The following is a 23,555-nucleotide window of genomic DNA, read 5'->3' as shown; positions in this document are numbered from 1 at the left end:
CTCCCGGACCACCGGGTCCGCCCGGACCTCTGGAGCATGGTGATCGCAACGCGCGCTGATCACCGACCGCCCGCCGACCGAGCAACGCATAAGCCCCCGGCGATAAAGATGCGCCGGGCAGAACGACAGCGCGGTTTCAGTTTCCCGCATCTATCGGCACCCGCCCCGTAGGGTCGCGTTTTCGCGACGGCACATGGAGCGGGCACGGTGGAGCTGTGTGAACTGGGACGGCCTTTGGGGTGAAGGCAGCTGCCATTCGACCCGCCCGGTTCGCAGATCCCTGACGGAGATCCGGACCGCGCAGGGGAGGAAACAACTGGAGGAAACGCGCCGCAAGGGACAGCGGCTCTTCCAGGGAGGCAATCCTCGCACCGGAATACCGGGCGAGTTGCATGGCGGCGCTTCGCAAATGGGGGGCGGCAACCGAGAGATCGGCCTGCCCGTAGACGAAGACCTTGGAGTCGAAACCATGCAACTACTCGCTGGGTTTTTCACGCGACTTGTCTCGCGTTATCTGCCTGACGCTTATGTCCTTGCGGTGATCCTGACACTGTTGACCTTCGTGTCCGGCATCATCTTCACCTCCTCCACACCGGTCGATATGGTGGGCTACTGGGGCAAGGGTGTCTGGTCGCTTCTGACCTTCACCATGCAGATGTGCCTTGTCATCGTGACAGGCCACGCCCTGGCCTCCACCAAGGCCGTCAAGATCCTGATGCAGAAGATCAGCGCAACGGTGCACCAGCCGGCCATGGCCGCGGCCGTCGTCGCCCTGTTCTCGGCCATCATGTGCTCGATCCAGTGGGGTTTCGGCCTCATCGTCGCCGCGCTGCTCGCGCGCCAGTTCGCCCGCCACGTCAAGGGCGCCGACTACCGCGTGCTCGTGGCCGCCGCCTATATGGGCTTCATGACCTGGCACGCCGGCCTGATGGCGTCGATCCCGCTTGTCGCGGCGACACCCGGCCACCTGCTGGAAGCGCAGACCGGCCTGATCCCGGTCACCGACACGATCTTCTCCTCCTACAATATGATCATTGTGGCAGCGCTCTACATCATCCTGCCGATCGTCGCCTACTCGGTGCACCCGAAGCCGGCAAACGTCGTCACGGCTGACCCGAAGCTGCTGAAGGACGAGGAAGAAGAAGAGACCCCGCTCAAGGCCAACATGACCCCGGCCGAGCGCCTGGAAAACTCGCGCATTCTGGCCTATTTCGTCGGCCTTCTGGGTCTTGCCTATATCGCCTACACCTGGGCGACCCGCGGCTTCGTGCTCGACCTGAACCTCGGCAACCTGATGTTCCTGGCCCTTGGCCTGCTGCTGCACGGCTCGCCGATCGCCTACGCAAAGGCGATCAAGAACGGTGCGATCGCCACCGCGTCGGTGATGCTGCAATTCCCCTTCTACGGCGGCATCCAGTACATGATGGAACATTCCGGCATGGCGCAGTCGATCACCCACTGGTTCGTCGACGCCTCTTCGGCCAAAACCTTCCCAGCCCTGACGTTCTTTGCCTCCGGCGTGATCAACTTCGTGGTCCCCAGCGGCGGTGGCCACTGGATCGTTCAGGGCCCGCTGGTCATCCCCGCGGCCCTCGATCTGGGCGTCGATGTCGGCGTCGCCGCCATGGCTATTGCCTACGGCGACATGTGGAGCAACATGGCCCAGCCGTTCTGGGCTCTTCCCGCCCTTGCCGTGGCGGGCCTGGGCATCCGCGACATCATGGGCTTCACCATCACCGCGATGGTCGTGACCTTGCCGCTCTTCATGGGCGTGCTGTTCTTCCTGGTCTAGGAACGGGCAGCGACACAACGACGGGCGCCGGAGCGATCCGGCGCCCGTTTTCGTTCACGCAGGATGCCGGAACAAAGCGGACCGGCCTCTTGCACGACAGCCGATGGCGGGCCGCCTTGAACAGAAAAGATCCCCTTGCCTTGCAGGGGTCTGACCCATCTTGTGGCAAAACCTGAAATAGCCCTTGCCCAGGGAACCACGGAGATCGCGCCCCGGTCAACACTATCGCTCATCGGAAAAGCTTATCACCTGCTATCGAAAACCAGGTGAGACTATTTCGCACTCAAACAACCAGTCGCATTCAGACTTCCCAATTCACCATTTGACAGCCTCTTGATTTCCCCTAGCGGCTTTTTGCTTATAGATTTCAGGAAAAGACAGCATTCCATGAGGAACCTGTAATTTATATTGCCAATTCCAAATTCTCGCGCGGGAGTAGAAAAACTATCCTTCTCTTGATCGCTCCCTGTAGATCGTTTATTCAGCAACGTCAGAGTTCTTGAGGCTGTTTCCGCCCCTCCCGAATGCGAGACCGCTTTCAGAACTGTCCGGCACCACTTCCCGAAGCACGCATCCCTTGCGGGCAGCTCCCTTCGCGGTGAGCCGGAGCCAATTTCCAGACGGTCGAGGGCTTCCGGCCCGACACCTCGATGACAGAGCGCGACATCAAGGCATCTGCAACCGCGCAGAAGGCCCGGTGCAGCCAGCCTGTCGGACCCGGAATTGGTTATGGCCAACCTTTTCACGTACGGCCCTCATCCGCCGCACGCCACGTACGAGTTCCTGATGGCAGACGAAAACCCGTCGACCAGCTCCGACCCCATGGTCGTGTTTGAAAACATCACGAAGGAATTCCCCGCCTCCTCCAGGGGCGGAGAAGCCTTCAAGGCGCTGGTTGACGTCACCTATACGGTCCCGCGCGGCACGATCACCGGCATTATCGGCCGGTCCGGCGCGGGCAAATCCACGCTCATCCGCCTCGTCAACGGCCTGGAAATGCCGACGAACGGCCGTGTCCTGGTGGACGGCGTCGATGTCACGAAGCTGAAAGGTGCGGCGCTGCGCGACCTTCGCCGCTCCATCGGCATGATCTTTCAGCACTTCAACCTGCTGTCGTCGCGCACCGTTTTCGACAACATCGCCATGCCGCTGGAAATCGCGGGATTGTCCAGCGCGGACATCAAGGCCCGCATCGATCCGCTGATCGACATGGTCGGTCTCGGCGACAAGCTGAACCACTACCCCGCCCAGCTTTCAGGCGGCCAGAAGCAGCGCGTCGGCATTGCGCGCGCGCTGGCCACCCGACCGAAGCTGCTGCTCTCCGACGAGGCGACATCCGCGCTCGATCCGGAAACGACGCAGCAGATCCTCGACCTCTTGAAGCGGATCAATCGGGATCTCGGGCTGACGGTGCTGCTGATCACCCACGAGATGGAAGTGGTCAAGGCAGCCACCTCCCGCGTCGCGGTCATGGACAAGGGCGCGATCGTGGAAAGCGGTTCCACCTTCGATGTCTTCATCGAGCCGCAGCACCCCACAACCCGCACGATGCTCGCCTCCATGCCCGGCTCAAACCTGCCGGAATGGATCACCAGCAAGATCAAGGATGCCCCTTGCGAGGGCGACGATGTGCTGGTGCGCATCACCTTCCGCGGTGTGACGGCAGACGAACCCCACATTGCGCGGCTCACACGGGAACTGGAGACCGAGGTGCGGATCATGTCCGGCACGGTCGACGAGATTGCTGGAGATCCCTTCGGCCACCTGGTCATCGCCTATTCCGCCAAGCCCGAGATCATGGACAAGGCCCGCGCCTTTTTCGAAAGAAACGGGCTGATTTTCGAGGAGGTCGGTTATGGCGCCTGAGATGCTTTTGAACCTGCTCGCCAAGGGCCTGTGGCAGACCATCTACATGGTCGTCGTCTCCGGCATCATCGGCACGGCCATCGGCCTGCCCATCGGCGTCTTCCTGGCGACCAGCGGCAAGGGCGAACTCTTCCCCGCGCCCACCTGGAACCGCATTGTCGGCCTGCTCGTCAACGCGACCCGCTCCACCCCCTTCATCATCCTGGTGGTCGCGATCATTCCCTTCACCCGGATGATCGCAGGCACCTCCATCGGCACCAAGGCGGCCATCGTGCCGCTGACAATTGCAACCATTCCCTTCGTCGCGCGTCTCATCGAGGGCGCGATCCGCGAAGTGGACAAGGGCCTGGTTGAAGCCGCTCGCGCCATGGGCGCAACGCCGCTCCAGATCGTGCGCAAGGTGCTTCTGGCGGAGGCGCTGCCCTCTATCACGCTGGGCATCACGCTCACCATCGTCAGCCTGATCGGCTATTCCGCCATGGTCGGCGCGGTCGGCGGCGGCGGACTGGGCGACCTTGGCATCCGTTACGGCTATCAGCGCTTCATGCCCGAAGTCATGCTGGCGGTGGTCGTCGTTCTCATCGTGCTTGTGCAGGCGGTGCAAAGCGTGGGCGATGCCCTGTCGCGCCGTTTCGACAAGCGCAACCGCAATTCCTGAGCCTCATCAATCAAGGAAGACACACATGAAGAAACTGATCGCAGCAGCCTCCATCGCCGTCGCCCTGTTTGGCGCGGGCTCCGTTCAGGCCGAGACGCTGAAAGTCGGCGTGACCCCCGGCCCCCACGCCCAGATCATGGACAAGGTGAAGGAAGTCGCTGCCAACAAGGGCCTCGACCTGGAAATCATCGAGTTCTCCGACTACGTCATGCCGAACCAGGCCTTGTCGGATGGCGATCTCGACATCAATTCCTTCCAGCACAAGCCCTATCTGGACAACCAGGTCGCCGACCGCGGCTTCGATCTGGTAAGCGTCGCCCAGTCGGTCAACTTCCCCATGGGCGGCTACTCCAAGAAGGTTGGCTCCGTTGAGGAGATCGCCGACGGTGCCTCCATCGCGCTGCCGAACGACCCCAGCAATGGCGCCCGCGCGCTTCTGCTGCTTGAAGACCAGGGCCTGATCAAGCTGACCGAAGGCGTCGGCATCAAGGCGAGCGTCGCCGACGTGATCGAGAACCCGCATGGCTACCAGCTGATCGAGCTTGATGCCGCCCAGCTTCCGCGCTCCCTCGATGACGTGGACGTGTCGGTGATCAACACCAACTACGCGCTGGATGCCGGTCTGAGCCCGATCGACGATTCCATCTTCCGCGAAGGCGAGAAGGCCCCCTACATCAACGTCATCGCCGTTCGCTCCGACAACAAGGACAAGGACTGGGTGAAGACCTTCATCGAATGCTATCACAGCGACGAAGTGAAGGCCTTTATCGAAGACGAGTTCAAGGGCGCGGTCATCGCGGCCTGGTAAGCGTTCGGGGAAGCCGATTTCCCGCACGATCCTGCATTTGTGAAAGCTCCCTGCCCGCCCGGGCAGGGAGCTTTTTTGTTTCCCGCAACCGCTGTGCGGGCCTTGCGCAAAACCCGCGCCTCCACGTCTCACAATCGTCATGAGACCATCACCATACTGTCAACTGGACAGGTTACGAGAGCGCCATCGCAACGAGACCGACTTGGGGGTTTTGAGAATGAGGACTTTCGCCTTTGCACTGGCTCTGCCCTGCGCATTGCTGACAACCGGCTTTTCCACAACCGGCGCGTCGGCCGGAATGAACGACGTCATTGAGGTCGGTGTGCGTCCGCTCTATCTGATCGACCGCATGGAAGATGGCCCGCTCAAGGACAAGCTTGCCGCCTGCGCGGGCCAGCCCGTTCGCCGCACCGCCTTTTCCATCGGCCACCGCGGCGCGCAGATGCAGTTTCCCGAGCACACCGTGGAAGCCAATGTGGCCGCCGCGCGTCAGGGCGCGGGCATTCTGGAATGCGACGTGACCTTTACCAAGGACAAGGAACTTGTCTGCCGTCACGCCCAGAACGACCTGCACACCACCACCAACATTCTCGCCACCCCTCTGGCGGAAACCTGCGTCACCCCCTTCAAGGCCGCCAATGGCGACGAGAAGGCGGAAGCCGAGTGCCGGACATCGGAACTGACGCTTGCCCAGTTCAGGACCCTGACCCCGAAGATGGACGCCAAGAACGCGGGCGCGACCACGGTGGAGGGCTACATGAACGCCACCGCCAACTGGCGCACCGATCTTTATGGCGTTGAGCCCACCACGCTGATGAGCCACGCGGAATCCATCAAGCTCTTCAAGAGCCTCGGCGCGAAGTTCACCCCGGAGCTGAAGAGCCCGTCCGTGGAGATGCCCTTCGACGGCTTCACCCAGGAAGACTACGCCCAGAAGCTGATCGACGAATACAAGGCCGCCGGCATCCCGGCATCCGACGTCTTCGCCCAGTCCTTCAACCTGGCCGACGTCCTCTATTGGCTGAAGGCGGAGCCGGAATACGGTGCGAACGCCGTCTATCTCGTCGAACTGCACGACGGCTTTGACGAACAGGACCCCACCACCTGGAAGGAAGATTTCGCCAGCCTGCAGGAGCAGGGCGTGAACTACCTCGCCCCGTCCATGAACATGCTGGTCACCGCCAAGGATGGCCGCATCGTCGCCAGTGAATACGCCAAGGCCGCCAAGGCCGCCGGCCTGAAGCTGATCACCTGGTCGCTGGAACGCTCCGGCCCGCTGGCCGCCAAGGGTGGCGGCGGCTGGTATTACCAGCCGCTCAACGACATCATTCACACCGATGGTCAGATGTACGAGCTGGTCGACACGCTGGCTCAGGACGTTGGCGTCGTCGGGATCTTCTCCGACTGGCCCGCCACCGTCAGCTACTACGCCTCCTGCATGGGCCTCGACTGATCCCCAAAGAGCAGGTTGATTGCTGCCGGAAAGGAGCGTTCCGCGAAAGGAGCGCTCCTTTTTTGCATTCAGCCCATGCGTGCGCCGAATGATCTGGACACGCTCTCATACTTTCGTTGCAGGTTTCGCAACTACCGATTGAGCCTTCTTTCCCGCAACATTCGATGTGAAGCTGCAACTCAGTGTTAATCCTGAAACGGAATGTCGCATTCAATTGTCGTGGGCAGATACCAGATTTGATCCAGATCCAAACTGAACAAGAGTGAATGCGCTATATGAGGGGCAACAGCCGGTCGGCAGCCACAAGCCCCATTCCGGGGCGAGACGCAACTGACGGGTTCCGTTCGAATGTCAAAAGGCCTCCCGGTCTCCCGCTTCTCACCAAGACGCTGCCACACCAGATGCGTGTGCCACAGGACAGATTGACAACGACAAGGGACGAAGCGGATTGAGGAATTTCATTGACGCAAGCCAGCGCCACGCCAGCCGCGAAACGATGGAATTCGATTATTCAGCCCTGTCGTGTAATGTCCCATTACGCACAACGTCCGGATGTCAGCTGAAAAGCCCGCTACAGCCTCAGACGAATCGCCGATCCCCCGAGATACGAGGATAAAGCCATGAACGTTTATGCAGATCCCTCCAGCCTTTATGCCGATCCGTGGGCAGGGTTCAGCGACGGACATTGGCGTCAGGCAATCGACGTCCGTGGCTTCATCCAGGAAAACTACACGCCTTATGAAGGCGATGACGCCTTTCTGAGCCCGGCGACCGAACGCACCAGGGCGATCTGGGCGAAGCTCGGCGAATTGCTGAAGGAAGAGCGCGAGAAGGGCGTTCTCGACGTTTCCACCGACCGTCCCTCCACGATCACCGCCCATGATGCGGGCTATATCGATCGGGACAACGAGGTGATTGTCGGCCTGCAGACCGATGCCCCGCTCAAACGCTCGATCATGCCGAATGGCGGCCTGCGCATGGTGGAAGGCGGCCTGGCCGCCTATGGCTACGAGCTTGCCCCGGAAGTGAAGGAAATCTGGAGCAAGTACCGCAAGAGCCACAACCAGGGTGTCTTCGACGTCTACAGCCCGGAAATCCTTGCGGCGCGCAAATACGGGGTCATCACCGGCCTGCCGGATGCCTATGGCCGCGGCCGCATCATCGGCGACTATCGCCGCGTGGCGCTTTACGGCACCGATTTCCTGCGCGCCCAGAAACAGGCCGACTTCCACGCCCTCGACGACACCGTTTTCGACGAGAAGACGATGCGTCTGCGCGAGGAAATGTCGGAGCAGTTCCGTGCGCTCGACGAGCTGCGCGAAATGGCGGCGAAATACGGCTGCGATATCTCGCGCCCGGCCGCCAATGCCCTTGAGGCCATCCAGTGGACCTATTTCGGCTATCTGGGCGCGGTGAAGGAGCAGAACGGCGCGGCCATGTCGCTCGGCCGCATCTCCACCTTCCTCGACATCTACATCCAGCGCGATCTTGAGGCCGGGTTCCTCACCGAAGAAGCCGCGCAGGAAATGATCGACGACATGGTCATCAAGCTGCGCATTGTCCGCTTCCTGCGCACGCCCGACTATGACGCCCTCTTCTCCGGCGATCCGACCTGGGTGACGGAAGTGCTTGGCGGCATGGGCGAGGATGGCCGCACACTCGTCTCCAAATCGAGCTTCCGCTTCCTCAACACCCTCTACAATCTCGGCCCCGCCCCCGAACCGAACCTGACGGTTCTGTGGAGCACGAGGCTCCCCAAGGGCTTCAAGAATTTCTGCGCCAAGGTCTCTGCCGACACCTCCGCCATCCAGTATGAAAACGATGACCTGATGCGCCCGCACTGGGGCGACGACTATGGCATCGCCTGCTGCGTCTCGGCCATGCGCATCGGCAAGCAGATGCAGTTCTTCGGCGCGCGCGCCAATCTGGCCAAGGCGCTGCTCTATGCCATCAATGGCGGCGTCGACGAGAAGTCGCAAAAGCTCGTCGCACCGGGGTTCGAGCCCATCACCGCCGACGTGCTGGACTATGACGAGGTGATGGCCAAGTTCGACAAGACCATGGACTGGCTGGCCAAGACCTACGTCAAGGCGCTCAACATCATCCACTACATGCACGACAAATACGCCTATGAGCGGATCGAGATGGCGCTGCATGACCGTGATGTGCTGCGCACCATGGCTTGCGGCATTGCCGGGCTTTCGATTGCCGCCGACAGCCTCTCGGCGATCAAATACGCCAAGGTGCATGTCATTCGCGACGAAAACGGCCTGGCGGTGGATTACAGGATCGAGGGCGACTACCCGGCCTTCGGCAACAATGACGACCGCGTCGACGACATCGCCGTCTGGCTGACCGAGACCTTCATGGACAAGATCAAGGCCCAGCCCTCCTTCTATCGCGACGCCATGCCGACACAGTCGATCCTGACGATCACGTCGAACGTGGTCTATGGCAAGAAGACCGGCAACACGCCGGACGGACGGCGCGCGGGCGAGCCCTTCGCACCGGGCGCGAACCCGATGAACGGACGCGACAAGAAGGGCTTTGTGGCCGCGGGCGCATCGATCGCCAAGCTACCCTACGAAGCCGCGCTCGACGGCATCAGCTGGACGGCCTCGGCCACGCCCGGTTCCATGGGCAACACCGAGGAAGAGCGGATCGAGAACCTGTCCAACTGCCTCGACGGCTTCGCCGCCGCCAATGGCTTCCACGTCAACGTCAACCTGTTGAAGCGCGAGACGCTGCTCGACGCCATGGAGCACCCGGAAAACTATCCCCAGCTCACCATCCGTGTCTCCGGCTATGCGGTGAACTTCATCAAGCTCACCCGCGAACAGCAGCTCGACGTCATAAACCGCACATTCCACGCATCCATGTAGCGCCTTGCGCGTGCGCAGGACTTGAACGGGCCGGAGTTTCCGGCCCGCCGCACGGGCGTCCTTGCACGTGTCGACGGGATCCAGATGCGAACCATCCGCACCCCGACTGCGGACGGTTCGCTGTCCTCGGCCTGCAACCTCATACGCGCGGGGCCGGCAGACACTTCGAAAGAGACAGCATGACGGCCACGTTCGACCACATCGCCCCCATACCCGGTTGTCACAACGAGCCGGATTTCGGCTTCCTGCATTCGGTTGAAAGCGGCGGCGCGGTGGATGGGCCGGGCATGCGCTTCGTCTTCTTCATGGCGGGCTGCCTGTTTCGCTGCCTCTATTGCCACAACCCCGATACCTGGAAGCTGCATAACGGCCGCCGCGTCGATGTCGACGCGATGCTGGCCGAGGTGAAGCCTTATGCGAAATTTCTGAAATTCGCCGGTGGCGTGACCTTCACCGGCGGCGAGCCGCTCATGCAGGCTCCGTTCGTCGGCCACGTGATGGAGCGGATCAAGGCCGATCTCGGCCTTCACATCGCGCTGGACACGCAAGGCTTCCTGAGCGCCCGCCTGCCGGACAAATGGTTCGACCCGGTCGATATCGTGCTGCTCGACATCAAGCATATCGACCCGGATAAATACCACGCCCTGACCGCGCAGCAGCTTCAGCCGACGCTCGATTTCGCCGAACGGCTCGCGCAGATGAACAAGCCAAGCTGGATCCGCTACGTGCTGGTTCCCGGCTGGACCGATGCCCCGGACGACGTGGCGAAACTCGCCGATTACGTGGCCGCTCTCGGCCCGAGCGTGGAGCGTGTCGAGGTGCTGCCCTTCCACCAGATGGGCGCGTCCAAATGGGCAGAGTTGAACATGACTTATCAGCTTGCCGACACAAAGGCGCCCACGCAAGACGAGGCCGAAGCCGCCCGCGAGATCTTTCGCTCCCGCGGCCTCAAGGTCGCGTGAGGCCAAAGACACACGCGCCACGCCTCACCAATCGTTGGTGAGATCCCCTTTTCCCGACCGTGCTCGCGCCATCCAATGGAAGGGGGCGAAATCCCCGCCCCCCACAGGATCAGGCAAGGCCCGTCTCATTCATCAGGTCCTGCATGGTGGTGCGGAACCGGGCGGCGATATCCGGACGCGCCACATGACGTCCGTCTTCCACCACCTGACGCCCGCGCGCCCACACCGCATCGGGACGGAACGCTCCGCCAAAGATCCAGCCATCGATGAGCCGGTCCTGCGTGAGCCAGGGAGCATCTTCATTCTTGAAGACGATAAAGCTCGCAAGCCCGCCCGCAACCAGGTCGGTTGAGCGGCCCAATGCGGCCCCGCCGCCTGCACGCGCCGCCTCGAAGAGCTCGCGCCCGGTGGACGCACCCTGCCCGGCCAGCACCGCGCGATTGCCATGCGCCAGACGCTGCGAATACTCAAGCTGGCGAAGCTCCTGTCCGACATCGATCAAGACATTGGAATCGGTGCCGATGCCGAAGGCGCCCCCCTGCTCGAACAGCCCCTTGCAGCGTGAAATGCCGTCGCCGAGATTGCCCTCCGTCACCGGGCAAAGCCCGACGGTGGCCTTGGAGAGCACGATGGCGTCGAGCTCTTCCGGCGTCAGATGCGTGGCGTGGATCAGGCACCAGCGGTCATTGACCGGCGCATTGTCAAGAAGCCATTGAACGGGCCGCTTGCCGGACCATTGAAGGCAATCCTCGACCTCCTTCACCTGCTCCGCCACGTGAATATGGATCGGGGCATCGCCAGCCATGTCCACCACCGCCGACAACTCGTCGGGGGTAACGGCGCGCAGGCTGTGCGGGGCAACGCCCACCGAGACGCCCGGCATTGTGCGCGCAAGCTCCCGGCATCGCTCCACGATGCGCGCAAAGCCGTCCACATCGTTGATGAAGCGGCGCTGTCCTTCGACGGGAGCCGCGCCAGCGAAGGTGGAATGGGCATAGAAGGAGGGAAGCAGCGTCACGTCCATGCCAGTGGCGCCCGCAGCGGCTGCGATACGGTCGCAAAGCTCGCCGATATTGGCATAAGGGCTGCCGTCGCGGTCATGGTGGAGATAATGGAACTCGCCCACATGACAGAAACCCGCCTCCATCATCTCCATGTAGAGATGGGTGGCAACCGCCTCCATCTGGTCCGGATCCATGGACAGCGCGAAGCGATACATCACGTCCCGCCATGTCCAGAAAGTGTCGGTGCCGGAGCCGCGGGTCTCCGCAAGGCCCGCCATGGCGCGCTGGAAGGCATGGCTGTGATGATTGCCCATGCCGGGCAGAAGATGGTCGACGCGATGGTCTTCTGCCTCCGGCTTCACGCCGGGAGTGATGGCGGCGATCGTCTCGCCCTCAAGGACGAACCGCACGTCCTGCGCCCAGCCACCGGGCAGAAGCGCGTTTCGCGCGTGAATAGTCGTTGCAGACATGATCTGTTTGTTCTCGTTGTCTTTCGCCGGAAGGCCCGGAACCGCCGCTGCGTGCAGTCGGGCCGGCTTGCCTTCACAAATCGCGAGCTACGCGGGCCGCAATCAGGCCCTGGTCGAAACGCTGAGCGCGTAAGCCTCGATCCGGCCCAACATGTCGGCGAGCGTCTTGCGCAGCTTCTCCGCCTTTGCCGGATCGTAGTCGAAGGGCAGCGCCTCGCTCGCCAGATGCGTGGACTGGGCAAGCTCCAGCTGGATCGCATGAATGCCCTCTTCGGGACGCCCGTAATGACGGGTCGTCCAGCCCCCCTTGAAGCGACCGTTGAGAACGCTCGTGTAATCGGAGGCTTTGGCCGCAGCGAGCGCAGCCGCCTCGATTTCCGGTGCACAGGACGTCCCGCCATTCGTGCCCAGATTGAGGTCCGGCAAGGTGCCTTCGAACAGAAACGGGATATTTGAGCGGATGGAATGGCAATCGAAGAGCACCGCGATGCCGTGGATGTCCTTCACCCGCTTGAGTTCGGCGGCAACGGCGGCGTGATAGGGCTGATGGAATGCGGCGAGACGCTCCGCGATGTCCTGCGCGCCCGGTTCCTGACCTTCCACCCAGATCGGGTTGTTGTCGAAATCGATTGTCGGCACCAGCGTGGTGGTGTTTTGGCCCGGATAGAGGCTCACACCTTCAGGGTCGCGGTTGGCGTCGATAACGTAGCGGCTGAACAGGGCCCGCACCTTGGTCGCGTTCGGCAGCAGCCCGTCATAGAGGCGGTGAATATGCCAGTCGGTGTCGCTGACGGTCTGACCGAGTTCATTCAGCCGGGCCATGATGGCGGGCGGCACATGGGTGCCGGTGTGCGGCATTGCCAGGACGACGGGAGACGTGCCGGGGCTGACTTCGTAGACCGCATCGGCCGGCGATTGATCGCTCATTTTTCGTATCCTTTGGGGCGGTATCAAGAAGGGCGGCGGCCACCGCCTGACCGCCCCGCAAGCAGACCTTCAGCTCAATTGCTCAGGATCGAGCGAAGGAAATTCTGCGTGCGTTCATGCTTGGGATTGGCGAAGACCTCATCCGGCTTGCCGTGCTCGATGACCGTGCCATCCATCACCAGCACCTCGTCGGCCACCTCGCGGGCAAAGCCCATCTCGTGGGTCACCACGATCATGGTCATGCCTTCCTTGGCGAGTTGCTTCATCACCTGAAGCACTTCACCCACAAGCTCCGGGTCGAGGGCGGAGGTCGGCTCGTCGAAGAGCATCACCTTCGGTTCCATGGCAAGCGCCCGCGCAATGGCGACGCGCTGCTTCTGACCGCCGGAAAGCTGGGCGGGATAGGCATTCGCTCGATCCTTCAGGCCGACCTTGGCCAGAAGATTGAGCGCGATCTCCTCCGACGCCTTCTGGCTCAGGCCCCTGAGTTTGCGCGGGCCGACGGCCACATTGTCGAGGACGGAAAGATGCGGGAACAGGTTGAAGCCCTGGAACACCATGCCAACCTGCATGCGCAGCGCGTTCAGCTCGCGCTCAGGCAGCATCACGCCATCGACCACCAGATCCTTGTCGCAGATGCGGATGGACCCGCGCTGCGGCACTTCAAGGCAGTTGCAGCAACGCAAAAGCGTGCTCTTGCCCGATCCGGACGGTCCGATCACCACCACCACCTGCGAGGGCATCACATCGAGCGAGATGTCACGCAGCACGTTGATTTCGCCGAAATCCTTGCCCAGATCGCGGATTTCCAGAATGGGTTTCACGGTCTCGGTCACTGAACCATCCCTCCAAGGCGCATACGCCGTTCAAGAAGCCGCAAGGTCATGCCCGCCGCGCTCGTGAGGACCAGATAGATCAGCGCCACGACGAGATAGACCTCCAGCGAACGGTAGGAAACGGAAATGATCTTCTGACCTTCATGCATGAGGTCGGAGATCGTGAGCAGCGAGACGAGCGCGGAATTCTTGATCAGCGCGATGAACTCGTTACCCAACGGCGGCACCATGCGCAGGATCGCCTGCGGCAGGATGATGATCCGCATGGCCTGGCCATAGGACATGCCCATGGAGCGCGCCGCCTCCATCTGTCCGCGATCGATGGACTGGATCGCGCCGCGCACGATTTCCGACACGTAGGAGCCGGAATAGAGCCCCAGCCCGATCACGCCGCAAAAGAAGGCGGGCAGCATGATGTCGAATTGCGGCAGGCCGAAAAACAGCAGGAACAATTGGACGAGCAGGGGAGTTCCGCGAAAGAACAGGACGTAGGTCGAAGCCACGCCATAGACGATCCGCCGAGCCGGATTGAGCCGTGCCATGCCGATCAGCAGACCGACGATGATGCTCAGCACAAGCGAGGCAACCGTCACCTCCACAGTGACCAATGCACCGTGAAGAAGATCCGGAAACCCTTCCCATACCGGCGAGAAATCGAATTCCATCTTAGAACTCCCCGAAGATACTCTTGTCAGAAACGGCTTACTTCACGCCGCCGAACCACTTGTCGACCAGCGCATCGTAAGTGCCATCGGCCTTGATCTCCGCGAGCGCCTTGTTGAAGGCCTTGGTCACGTCCGGCAGATCCTTGCGCACGGCGATGCCGTATTCCTCGGTGGTCACCTGATCGGGGATCACGCGGATGGAAGGGTTCTTGCTGGCAAAGAGAAGCGCCGCCGGCTTGCCGGTGACAGCCGCTTCCGCGCGCCCGATGAGCACGAGGTTGAACATCTCCTCGTTCTTCTCCACCTCGACGAGCTTCGCTTCCGGATAATGTTCGTTCAGATAGGCCACCGACTTGGTACCGACCTGAACGGAGACCTTCTTGCCGGCCAGATCCGCCGGGCTCTTGATGGTCTCGTTGTCGGCCTTGGTCAGCACGACCAGACCGCCCGGATAATAGGTGTCGGAGAAGTCGACGACCTTCTTGCGCGCGTCCGTGATGTAGATCGCGGAGACCGCCACATCGAAGCGCTTGGCGACGAGACCCGGAACCAGACCCTTGAAGTCGATCTGGGTCCACTTGATCTCGCGGCCCATCTTTTCGCCGAGCGCATTGATCATGTCGATGTCGAAGCCGGTCATCTTGCCGTCTTCGTAATATTCAAACGGGGGGAAGGTCGCGTCGGTGGCGACGTTCAGAACCTTGGCGTCCTGTGCGTGGGCAACACCTGCCAGTGAAAGTGCACATGCGGCGCCGAGCGCCATCTTTTTCCAGAGTTTCATTGTCATTTCCCTCTTTATTGATCGCTGCTTCCTGCCAGAAGCAGACTGATATCTGCCGCGGCCTTGACGGTGGCCGAGACAAATTCGTTGAGCCGGTCGCCCACCCGGATGACCGGAACCATCAGTGTGAGACCGCAGACAAGTCGCCGCCCCGGCCCGAGGACCGGCGCGCTCACGCCCCAGACACCGAAATCAACCTCGCTCTCGCTGACGGCGTAACCTTTGGACCGGATCGTCGCGAGCTCCGTCTCCAGCGCCGCAAACTCCACACCGCGCGGAAGCCCTTGAAGCGCAAGGCGCCGTGTGTTTTCGGACATGTAGGCAAGAAGAAGCTTGGCAGAAGCACCCTTGTTCAGCGGCTGCGCCCGTCCCTTGGCGAAGGAGCAGCGCAGCGACAGCGAGCTTTCGATCATGTCCGCGCAAAAGACCTCGGCGGCGACCGCCTGCATCAATCCCACGCTTTCCTGCGTCACGCGTGAGAGTTCGAGCATGACAGGCCGCGCGAGCGAGGCGACCATCTCCATGTTGTCCATCGCCTGACCGAGCCGCCAGCAGGCAGGCCCCGGCACAAGTCCCGCGTCGCGCCCCAGATCGACAATCAGATCGTATTTCTTCAGCAACGCGATGTGGCGATAGGCCGACGACAGAGGCACGTCGAGCGTTTCCGCCAATTGCGCAGCGGTCATGGGCCGCGGAGCGCCGGCGACGGCAATCAGTGCATCCAGAACACGCTCGGAAGCAGACATTGTCACTTTCTCATTAATTGAGAATTGAAAAGCTATTAAATAAGAATTGTCTAGAAAATAGACCGTGTCAACAAACTATGCACCTGCGCGCCGCGTCGGCACGGGAGCCACCGGCTTCGCGTGGCCGTCGAACAAGGCATCACCGACACCCACAACCCCCTGTTTCGGAAGGATTTCGGGCATCTGTGCCTGTGTCTGTGTCTGTGCCTGGAAAGATCCGCGCCTACGCCGTGGACAACCTGTTGCCCGGCGTGCCCGGCACAGGCTTTCCCGGGGCGCACACGGACTGCGCCCGGCATTTCGAGACAGGGATTGGATGCGGGATTCGACATTTCGGCCCGGACGGGCCCATGGCTTTGCGAAGCGTTGTCGAAGACGCCTAGGAGATGGCGGAGGTCACGCGCACGACCAGGGCGGTCGTGTTGTCCTGGCGCGGCCTGCCCCGCTTGATGACGCAGGACACGAGCCCGCGGGCGATATCCTCTGCCCGCCAGCCGGAATACCTTTCAAGACACGCATGAAGCTCTGCCCTGTCCAGCGTGTCGAGCCCGTCGCTTGCCAGTACGACGAGATCGCCCGCCCCGACATCACGCCCGCGAAAATTGTAATCGGTGAGCCCGATCTGCTCGCCCGTCAGGGCAGAGAGAAGCATGTTGCGCGAGGGATCGGCATTTGCCTGTTCCACGCTGATCTCCCCCGTAGCAACGAGCGCGTCCAACCGGCCTGCCATGGAATGATCGGCATTGAGACGACTGAGATCGCCCCCGCGATAAAGGTAGAGCCGGGAATCGCCGACGCTGAGCCAGCGCAGGCGGCCGTCGCGCAGTTCGACCGCCACCAGCGTGCACCCCATTCCCTGCCGGGCCGGCTCCTCGCGCACCCCCGCAGCAATCGCCTTGTTCGCTTCGTTGAGCGCGAAAAGGAAATGGTCCGCCCACGGAAAGCCAACCTCAAGACACGTCGTCAGAAAGGTATCGACCGCAAGCCGGGCCGCCACATCGCCGGCCGCATGCCCGCCCATGCCATCGGCCAGAATGCAGAGGGCTCCGTCGCTCTCCACATGAAAGCGACTGTAGTCCTCCTGGCCCTTCCGCTCTCCGATGACCTGGATGTCGGCGCAGTCCCAATACAGGGTCATTCGCCTTGCGTATCCGACCAGTTGAAGCTCTCGGAACACAGCGGCACGAAGAGCAGCTTTGTCGCCCCGATTTCCAGAATATCGCCGTGCTTCAGCTCCGCAGGCGCCAGCACAGGTTTGCCGTTGAGACGCACGAGATTGGCCTTGCCGCCATGCTGGACGTAGAAGTCATGCTGCATCTCGTCATAGACGATGAAGGCATGTGCCTCGCGCGAGATGCTCTCATCCCCGAAATCGAGAGGAATGCGCTGGTCGGGGCTCCGCCCGACGCTGTTCATGCCGAAAAAGATCTCCCTTGAGGCCCCGCGCCCCGGACCGGCGATCACGACCAGCCAACCGGCGGTAAGCTCATAGACACCGCCGCCTTCGTGGGCCTGCGTCTGGTCAACCCCCCTCAGGACGTGGGTTTCCGGCTCGCCCGGCATACGTCCGGGCCGTCCCGAACCTATCACACGGGTCACCTCGCCACCGCCCGCAGCGTCCCCCGGTGCCGATGGCGTACCTGTCCTGATGACACGGGTCGGTTGATCATCACTCATCGCATTCGCCTTCCTTCAAAGCCACCCGCCTCCGGCCTGTCGGCCCGATGGGTTACCCCCCTTCGACAAAGCGGAACTGCGCTTCGCCCAGCGCAACAACGTCACCGGATTTCAACTCCGCCTTCGAAACCCGCTCGCCGTTGACCGTGACACCATTGACCGTATCCAGATCCGTGATCACCGGATGACCATCGGGCGAGATGTGGAACACCGCGTGGTGGCGATGCACCGTCTCGTCGTCGAGCTGGAAGTCGTTTTCCGAATGCCGCCCGATCGTGACATTCTGCTCACGGATTTCGAAACGCGGCCCGCCGTCAAGCGGCTCGAACGCGCCGATCATCATCCCTGCATTCACGCTGCCATTGGCCAGAACCGTGGTGCGCAGGTCATCGCCGGACAGAACCTCCGTGATCGGGGTTTCCGGCTCCGGCTCAGCGTTTTGCAAGTCCGCCGCCGGTTCCCCCGCCTCCTCGCGACTGCGTTTCAGCAACACCAGCACGATCATCGCGAGCAGCACGAAAGGAGCCACCAGCAACAGCCAGGCCACTGCCTGATTGGCGAGAGCCCACTGCGAAGCCTCCGTCCAGATACCTTCAAAACTCTGATAGATCTTCGCGATCAGGGGAAGCGGTGCCGGCTCGGGCTCAGGCTCGGGTTCCGGCGCGGGCTCGACCACGTCCACGACAGGCTCCGGCCTCTTGATATAGAGATTGAACGCGTCGCTCTGTTGAGAAGTCCCGTCTTCATAAGCAATATCGAGCCGGGTCGAGAGCTCGCCCACAAGCTCGCCCGCAGGCGCGCTGACCGAGCCGCCATTGGTCAGATAGCGCGTGAAGTTCGCAAGAAAATTCCGGGGAAGCGGCGCATCGCCCACGGCGCTGACGAACGGGCCGCCCGTTTCCGAGGCCAGACGCTCCACCTGCTGGAGGTCCACAGTCTCCGAGGCCCTCTCCGCAAAACCGATGCCATAGATCACGACACCGGCCGCGCGTGCCTTGTCCACCACATCCCCATGGCCATAGGCGGTGTCTTCCGCCTTGCCGTCGGAAATGATGACCAGCGCGCGCCGCTGCGCATCCACGCTTTCCAGTACCTCGATGGCCTGTATCGCGGAAAGATAGAACGCCGTTGCCGCGCCGTCGGCAGTCACCCCCGCCAGCCGTTGGGCGACGTCCGCATATGGGTCGCCGGGAGAGATATGCATCTGCATGTCGCCCGCGAAAGTGGCCACCGCCATGATGTTGCGGGCATTGGCCTGCGCATAGAGATCGCTGACGAGTTCGACGCTTCTCTTGACGGTCGCGGCCCGGCGCGGATTGGAACGGTCGATCAGGAACAACCAGGCCGCCTTGCCATCGCCGTCCAGAAAGGAAGAGAAGCTCGCGCCCGATACCGGCTGTCCGTTCACCGACAACTCAGCCCGTTTCACCACCTTCGGCTCGCGAGAGCGAAACGCGCATTCGAAAAGCTGCGCGCCATCCGGACCGACAATATTGCAATCGGAATAAAGCTTCCCGCCTGCAGCCGACGCGTTGAATGTCGCCCCGAAGACAATCATCGCAAATAGAAATATGAAACGCATGCGCCCCCAGCACGTATAACAACTCTACATCCACTTCCATGATTCTTAAGCGCACTGCACTACGCTGTAAACCACGGAAACCGAAATTCCGACTTTCGGTAATTTCCTCAATTCCCCTCGGTCAACTTCCGAACCCACATGACCTGACGACCAGCGCCCTCCGGCTTGAAACTCCCCGCAACGACAATGGACCGGCCATCGACCTGCGCGACGCCACGCGCCTCCAGCACCCCTTCCCCCGACAGCAGCCATTCGCTCTTGATTTCACGCAGGTCCGGCGAATAGCGCATCACAAGCGCCGACATGCCCTTGCTGCGGTCGGAATCCGAACGCCCCACCACAAGAACGTCCCCAGCCTCGGTGGTTATGACGCTGGTCAGAACGTCCTCGCCCGGTTTCAGATAGGGCTTGGGCGGCATCTTGTTGTCCGCCGTGACCCTGACCAGAAAGCCGTCATCCGTCTGGGTGCCGAAGCTGCGGGTTTCGCCGACCATGATGAATGTGCCATCGGCCCCGGCTGCCATCGCATTGATCCGGTCGCTGTCGCGGCCTCCGAAGGACCGGTTGAACAAGATGCTGCCGTCGGAGGAGAGCTTCACCGCCCAGAACTGCGATGTCACAGCATCACGGATGCCGGAAGAGCCCGCCAGCAACAGCCCCCCGCCGGGAGCCGCAGCCACTGCATTGAACACACCGCCTTCCGCGGTCGCGAATGTGCGTTCGCTGATCAGTTCGCCACTGGGCGAGAGCGTCAGAAGCCAGCCCTCCATCCGGCTGCCCGCGATGCGCGAAGAACCGCCCGCAGCCACCAGATTGCCGTTTGAAAGCCGAACCAGCGTCTGAAGACCATCGAGCCCCGGCCCGCCGAAGCGGCGCGACCACAGACGCGCCCCGGATGAGGAAAACCGCGCCACAATGCCTTGAGATTGCTGCGCTCCGGACTGCGAAATTCCGGCACAAACGAAGCCGCCATCCGGCATGGCCACAACCGCACGAAAGCTGTCATCGCCGTTGTCCCCGAAGACCGAGGTCCAGCGCAGCTTTCCCGAAAGCGAGAGATTGTGAAGCACACCCTGCCGCCCGACATCGCCGCCCCCGTCGATCTCCCCTGCGACCGCAATGCCGGCCGCATGCGCCGCGACCGCATGCGCCCTGCCGTAAGTCTCATCCGAAAGCGTCACCTGCCAGGGTGCATCGAGCGCATCAAGCGCGGCCGCGACCTCGCCTTGCCGCTCGCTCTGCGGATATCGCGCGAGAAAGCCCTCATAGGCCGCGCGCGTGTCCAGCTTGGCTGCAGCCGCCCAGTCATCCGCCTGCGCTGCCGCGGCCGCGGCTGTGGCCGTCCTCTCCGCCGCCAGCCTGTCGGCCTCCGCTTTCGCGGCATCGCGCCCGGCCTGGACCGCCAATTCCTGCTGTCGGCCTTCGTACCATTGGACCGCAAAGCCGCCTCCGGCAAGACCGGCAATCAGCAAGGCGACCGCCGCCCAGCGCAGCCCCCGCCCCCCGGCACGACCTTTGCCCGCAACCGCGCGCGCCGGTTTCCCGCTTGCAGGCCCCTCCGTTTCACGCCTTGAGAAAACACCGGCGCCGGAAGACGGCGGCACAGTCTCCTTGCCCGCCCCCTCGCTGCCCGAATGCCCCAAGAGCGCAAGATGCCAGCTCCCGACCGTTTGCGGGCGCGCGCGCGCCTGCGGCGAAAGCCCCGCCGAAATGGCCGCCAGAAACTCCGGCGTGAACCCATTCAGCCCCAGGCTTTCCAGCGGCGGCAACGGATCGGCATTGCCATTATGGATTGCGTCGAGCCGCGCCATGGCATCGACGGGTTTCTGCCCGCTCAGGCAACGATAGAGCGTTGCGGCAAAGGCGTAGATATCGGTCCAGGGGCCCTGCCGCCCCTCTGCGTAATATTGCTCCGGTGCGGAATAGCCGTCCTTGACGACCTGATGCATGGTCCGGCTCTGCTGGCCCGCCGTCAGCTTCGCCGCGCCGAAATCGAGCAGCACGGCCTCGCCCGTCTTGCGGATGAAGATGTTGTCGGGCGCGATATCGCGATGGGTGAAATTCGCGCGGTGCACCGCCTCCAACGCATCGAGCATCGGCGCGATCACCGCTTCGAGCTGGGCCTGCGAGGGCGTGGACGGCAGAGACTTCAGCCACTGGTCGAGCGATTGCCCCTCGACATATTCCAGCACCATGTAGGCGCTGTTGTTTTCACCCTTGAGGATCTGCAGAACCTGCACGATGCCCGGATGGCGGAATTTTGCCAGCGTGGTCGCTTCGGCAATGAATTTCTCCACCGCCCAGTCGAAATCGACCTTGGTGTCGGAGCCCGTGGGAAGAACTGTTGTCCCGTCGCGAGAGACGAAATCGCGCGGATAGCACTCCTTGATGGCAACGTTGCGGTGCAGCTCGGTGTCATAGGCAAGATAGGTGATCCCGAAACCGCCCTGGCCGATCACCTTTTCCAGTCTGTACTGACGCAGCATCGTGCCGGGTGCGAGCGTATTTTTTCCGTTCATCAAAATCGCGCTGCCCCCAACTACGATCGATTTTCAGACCAGACGTTTGAACCAGTCGATTTGAACGCAAAAACACGAGGTCCGCGCTTGACCGAACAACCAATATGTCCAAGGCTACCGTTACGGGATTTGCCCGATTTTCACAACACTTCCACGCATCGGACGCCCAAATTGAATTTGAATTATCTGATTTCCAAACCGTTCCACGCATTGATCGCGGCGATCGTGCTCGCGACTGCGGCGGTCTACCTTCTTGTTGCCGGCGCCAGCGCGGACGACGTGGAGAGCGGCGTCTACCGGATCATCAACAAGAGCGCGCGCGGAAGCCTGTCGATGGGAACCGGGTTCAAGGTCGCCCAGCCGGGCGTTCTGGTCACCAACTACCATGTCGTGCGCAACGCGGATGCGCTCTTCGCCCTCTACCGCCAGGGCGATGAACTGGAAAAGGTGCGCCTGCGCATCATGTGGCATGACAGGCAGCAGGATCTGGCGATCCTGCGCGGCCTGACGCCGATCCCCGGCGCGGTTCTCACGCTGGCGGACATCGCAGAAGACGACCTCAAAAAGCGCGACGTCGTGGAGGCAATCGGCTATCCCGGTGCTGCGGACAATCTGGCGACCATCTCCGCCAAGGGCCAGATCAACGTGGCGCAGGCCACGGCCATTCTCACCGACGCCACCGTCTCCACCGGCACCGTCCAGCGACAGGTCCCCGGTTCGAGCCGTCTGACGATCCAGCACAGCGCAAATGTAAATTCCGGCAACAGCGGCGGCCCGCTGCTCGACAGCTGCCATCGCGTCATCGGTGTCAACACGCTCAGCCAGACCGCCCAGATCCGTTTCAACGACATCGCCAATGCGGCAAAAGGGAACGGCGTGGTGGAGTTCCAGACGCCGGGCGCGCTGGAATCGTCGGTGCATGTGCGCGAGGTGCTGGCGGCGCTGCAGGAAGAAAACGTCGCCGCGAACCTTTCGTCCGGGCGCTGCCGGTCTGGCAAGACGCCGGGTCGGCTATGGGCGCTGGGAACCTTGTCGACGCTGTCCTTCGCCCTTTTCTCGCTAACGAGCCTCGCCGTGATGATGCGCCAGCGCAATATGGCGCCTTACGGCAGCGCGGCCTCGCATTCCGCTGCGTTTTCCGGCGCCGACGGCGTTGCAATCGATGACGTTGCGACAGACAATGTGGGCCGTACCGTCATCGCCAACCCGACACCCGATCCGGTCGCAACGGTGCAGCTGATCGGGAAGGATGGCACATCCCACGACCTGACCGCCCTTCTGAAGCGAAACGGTCCGGCTGGCGTCCTTCTTGGCCGCGACATCCGCGATGCAGACATTGCCATCGACGACGCGTCCGTGTCGCGTCGTCATGCGAGGATTGAATGCCATGCGTCAGGCGACGTGATGATCCGGGATCTGGGCTCCACCAATGGCATCCGCATGGACGGTTGCCATCTGCCAACCGATCAGAGCGTGCTCTTGCACGACGGCGCGCAAGTCACCCTCGGCACCTGTGCGTTCACCGTTTCCATCGGCAGGCAGGCGCCACGTCCGAATACGGCCAGCACATGGATACTCTCCGGGTTCGACGCCGAAGGACGGGTCTTTCAGCACCCCGTGACAAGCACAGGCCAGTCGGTTGCGCCCGGCGCGCTTGCGGAAGTCGCCAGCATCGGCCGGGCCCCGGACAATGACTGCCCGATCGACCACCCGTCCGTCTCCCGTCATCACGCAGCTCTGGTGATTGATGCGGCCGGGCGGCTCTGCGTGGTCGACCGGAACTCTTCCAATGGCACCTTCGTCGATGGACGGCGGGTCGCAGACGACCCGCTGCCGGTTGAGAACGTGCGGGAATTGCGCTTCGGGGACGTGAAGACGTCCCTGTCGCACACCCATTGAAATCGGATCACCGAACAGAACGAGGCAT

Annotated in this window: 18 protein-coding genes; 8 read left to right on the top strand and 10 right to left on the bottom strand. The window is 62.3% G+C overall.

The window, feature by feature from the left end; all coding sequences use genetic code 11:
• The first annotated feature begins 469 nt into the window (after positions 1-469).
• The 7 genes from ABGM93_RS18215 (at position 470) to pflA (ending at position 10,421) form a co-directional block, all read left to right on the top strand.
• Positions 470-1,792, top strand: coding sequence for a TIGR00366 family protein (locus ABGM93_RS18215; protein ID WP_321501883.1), 1,323 nt, complete (start codon positions 470-472; stop codon positions 1,790-1,792).
• A 786-nt stretch (positions 1,793-2,578) separates the two neighbouring features.
• Positions 2,579-3,658 (top strand): methionine ABC transporter ATP-binding protein, encoded by a 1,080-nt coding sequence (locus ABGM93_RS18210; protein ID WP_321501881.1) that lies wholly within the window; start codon positions 2,579-2,581, stop codon positions 3,656-3,658.
• Positions 3,648-4,316 carry a methionine ABC transporter permease gene (locus ABGM93_RS18205; protein ID WP_321501880.1) on the top strand — a complete coding sequence of 223 codons (669 nt, stop codon included), beginning with the start codon at positions 3,648-3,650 and terminating at the stop codon, positions 4,314-4,316. The genes ABGM93_RS18210 and ABGM93_RS18205 overlap by 11 nt, the downstream gene beginning before the upstream one ends.
• Positions 4,317-4,341: 25 nt before the next feature.
• A complete protein-coding gene (locus ABGM93_RS18200) occupies positions 4,342-5,124 on the top strand; it encodes a MetQ/NlpA family ABC transporter substrate-binding protein (RefSeq protein ID WP_321501878.1) in 783 nt (260 codons plus the stop codon).
• 298 nt (positions 5,125-5,422) lie between these two features.
• Positions 5,423-6,577 carry a glycerophosphodiester phosphodiesterase family protein gene (locus ABGM93_RS18195; RefSeq protein WP_321505999.1) on the top strand — a complete coding sequence of 385 codons (1,155 nt, stop codon included), beginning with the start codon at positions 5,423-5,425 and terminating at the stop codon, positions 6,575-6,577.
• Between the two features lie 620 nt (positions 6,578-7,197).
• The gene (pflB, locus tag ABGM93_RS18190; RefSeq protein WP_321501875.1) at positions 7,198-9,459 is read left to right on the top strand and encodes a formate C-acetyltransferase; all 2,262 of its coding nucleotides are present in this window, start codon (positions 7,198-7,200) and stop codon (positions 9,457-9,459) included.
• A gap of 179 nt (positions 9,460-9,638) precedes the next feature.
• A complete protein-coding gene (gene pflA / locus ABGM93_RS18185) occupies positions 9,639-10,421 on the top strand; it encodes a pyruvate formate-lyase-activating protein (RefSeq protein ID WP_321501873.1) in 783 nt (260 codons plus the stop codon).
• A gap of 109 nt (positions 10,422-10,530) precedes the next feature.
• On the opposite strand, the gene ABGM93_RS18180 is transcribed toward pflA, so the two are convergent.
• The 10 genes from ABGM93_RS18180 to ABGM93_RS18135 form a co-directional block, all read right to left on the bottom strand.
• The gene (locus ABGM93_RS18180; protein WP_321501871.1) at positions 10,531-11,895 is read right to left on the bottom strand and encodes a formimidoylglutamate deiminase; all 1,365 of its coding nucleotides are present in this window, start codon (positions 11,893-11,895) and stop codon (positions 10,531-10,533) included.
• A gap of 102 nt (positions 11,896-11,997) precedes the next feature.
• Positions 11,998-12,822 carry an N-formylglutamate deformylase gene (hutG, locus tag ABGM93_RS18175; protein ID WP_321501870.1) on the bottom strand — a complete coding sequence of 275 codons (825 nt, stop codon included), beginning with the start codon at positions 12,820-12,822 and terminating at the stop codon, positions 11,998-12,000.
• Between the two features lie 74 nt (positions 12,823-12,896).
• Positions 12,897-13,658, bottom strand: coding sequence for an amino acid ABC transporter ATP-binding protein (locus tag ABGM93_RS18170; protein ID WP_321501869.1), 762 nt, complete (start codon positions 13,656-13,658; stop codon positions 12,897-12,899).
• The gene (locus ABGM93_RS18165) at positions 13,655-14,323 is read right to left on the bottom strand and encodes an amino acid ABC transporter permease (RefSeq protein ID WP_321333348.1); all 669 of its coding nucleotides are present in this window, start codon (positions 14,321-14,323) and stop codon (positions 13,655-13,657) included. Before ABGM93_RS18165 ends, ABGM93_RS18170 begins: the two co-directional genes overlap by 4 nt.
• Positions 14,324-14,360: 37 nt before the next feature.
• Positions 14,361-15,104 (bottom strand): transporter substrate-binding domain-containing protein, encoded by a 744-nt coding sequence (locus ABGM93_RS18160; protein ID WP_321501867.1) that lies wholly within the window; start codon positions 15,102-15,104, stop codon positions 14,361-14,363.
• Between the two features lie 14 nt (positions 15,105-15,118).
• Positions 15,119-15,850, bottom strand: coding sequence for an IclR family transcriptional regulator (locus tag ABGM93_RS18155; RefSeq protein WP_321501865.1), 732 nt, complete (start codon positions 15,848-15,850; stop codon positions 15,119-15,121).
• 379 nt (positions 15,851-16,229) lie between these two features.
• On the bottom strand, positions 16,230-16,988 hold the full coding sequence (locus ABGM93_RS18150; protein ID WP_321501862.1) for a protein phosphatase 2C domain-containing protein: 759 nt from the start codon (positions 16,986-16,988) through the stop codon (positions 16,230-16,232).
• A complete protein-coding gene (locus tag ABGM93_RS18145; protein WP_321501860.1) occupies positions 16,985-17,527 on the bottom strand; it encodes an FHA domain-containing protein in 543 nt (180 codons plus the stop codon). The genes ABGM93_RS18150 and ABGM93_RS18145 overlap by 4 nt, the downstream gene beginning before the upstream one ends.
• A 52-nt stretch (positions 17,528-17,579) precedes the next feature.
• Complete coding sequence (locus ABGM93_RS18140; protein WP_321501857.1) at positions 17,580-19,109, bottom strand: FHA domain-containing protein; 1,530 nt, start codon at positions 19,107-19,109, stop codon at positions 17,580-17,582.
• A 107-nt stretch (positions 19,110-19,216) separates the two neighbouring features.
• On the bottom strand, positions 19,217-21,628 hold the full coding sequence (locus tag ABGM93_RS18135) for a serine/threonine-protein kinase (RefSeq protein ID WP_321501854.1): 2,412 nt from the start codon (positions 21,626-21,628) through the stop codon (positions 19,217-19,219).
• 171 nt (positions 21,629-21,799) lie between these two features.
• Between ABGM93_RS18135 and ABGM93_RS18130 the strand changes: the two genes are divergently transcribed.
• Positions 21,800-23,527, top strand: a complete 1,728-nt coding sequence (locus ABGM93_RS18130; RefSeq protein WP_321501852.1) for an FHA domain-containing protein — start codon at positions 21,800-21,802, stop codon at positions 23,525-23,527.
• Positions 23,528-23,555 lie beyond the last annotated feature (28 nt).

It is taken from the genome of Breoghania sp., assembly GCF_963674635.1.
Classification (GTDB): domain Bacteria; phylum Pseudomonadota; class Alphaproteobacteria; order Rhizobiales; family Stappiaceae; genus Breoghania.
The sequence above is the reverse complement of the archived record's forward strand: the minus strand, read 5'-3'. Positions and strand labels throughout refer to the sequence as shown.

Coding starts and splice junctions, on each gene's coding strand:
- ABGM93_RS18215 (WP_321501883.1), top strand. CDS start 470: ATGCAACTACTCGCTGGGTTTTTCACGCGACTTGTCTCGCGTTATCTG.
- ABGM93_RS18210 (WP_321501881.1), top strand. CDS start 2,579: ATGGCAGACGAAAACCCGTCGACCAGCTCCGACCCCATGGTCGTGTTT.
- ABGM93_RS18205 (WP_321501880.1), top strand. CDS start 3,648: ATGGCGCCTGAGATGCTTTTGAACCTGCTCGCCAAGGGCCTGTGGCAG.
- ABGM93_RS18200 (WP_321501878.1), top strand. CDS start 4,342: ATGAAGAAACTGATCGCAGCAGCCTCCATCGCCGTCGCCCTGTTTGGC.
- ABGM93_RS18195 (WP_321505999.1), top strand. CDS start 5,423: ATGAACGACGTCATTGAGGTCGGTGTGCGTCCGCTCTATCTGATCGAC.
- pflB (WP_321501875.1), top strand. CDS start 7,198: ATGAACGTTTATGCAGATCCCTCCAGCCTTTATGCCGATCCGTGGGCA.
- pflA (WP_321501873.1), top strand. CDS start 9,639: ATGACGGCCACGTTCGACCACATCGCCCCCATACCCGGTTGTCACAAC.
- ABGM93_RS18180 (WP_321501871.1), bottom strand. CDS start 11,895: ATGTCTGCAACGACTATTCACGCGCGAAACGCGCTTCTGCCCGGTGGC.
- hutG (WP_321501870.1), bottom strand. CDS start 12,822: ATGAGCGATCAATCGCCGGCCGATGCGGTCTACGAAGTCAGCCCCGGC.
- ABGM93_RS18165 (WP_321333348.1), bottom strand. CDS start 14,323: ATGGAATTCGATTTCTCGCCGGTATGGGAAGGGTTTCCGGATCTTCTT.
- ABGM93_RS18160 (WP_321501867.1), bottom strand. CDS start 15,104: ATGAAACTCTGGAAAAAGATGGCGCTCGGCGCCGCATGTGCACTTTCA.
- ABGM93_RS18155 (WP_321501865.1), bottom strand. CDS start 15,850: ATGTCTGCTTCCGAGCGTGTTCTGGATGCACTGATTGCCGTCGCCGGC.
- ABGM93_RS18150 (WP_321501862.1), bottom strand. CDS start 16,988: ATGACCCTGTATTGGGACTGCGCCGACATCCAGGTCATCGGAGAGCGG.
- ABGM93_RS18145 (WP_321501860.1), bottom strand. CDS start 17,527: ATGAGTGATGATCAACCGACCCGTGTCATCAGGACAGGTACGCCATCG.
- ABGM93_RS18140 (WP_321501857.1), bottom strand. CDS start 19,109: ATGCGTTTCATATTTCTATTTGCGATGATTGTCTTCGGGGCGACATTC.
- ABGM93_RS18135 (WP_321501854.1), bottom strand. CDS start 21,628: ATGAACGGAAAAAATACGCTCGCACCCGGCACGATGCTGCGTCAGTAC.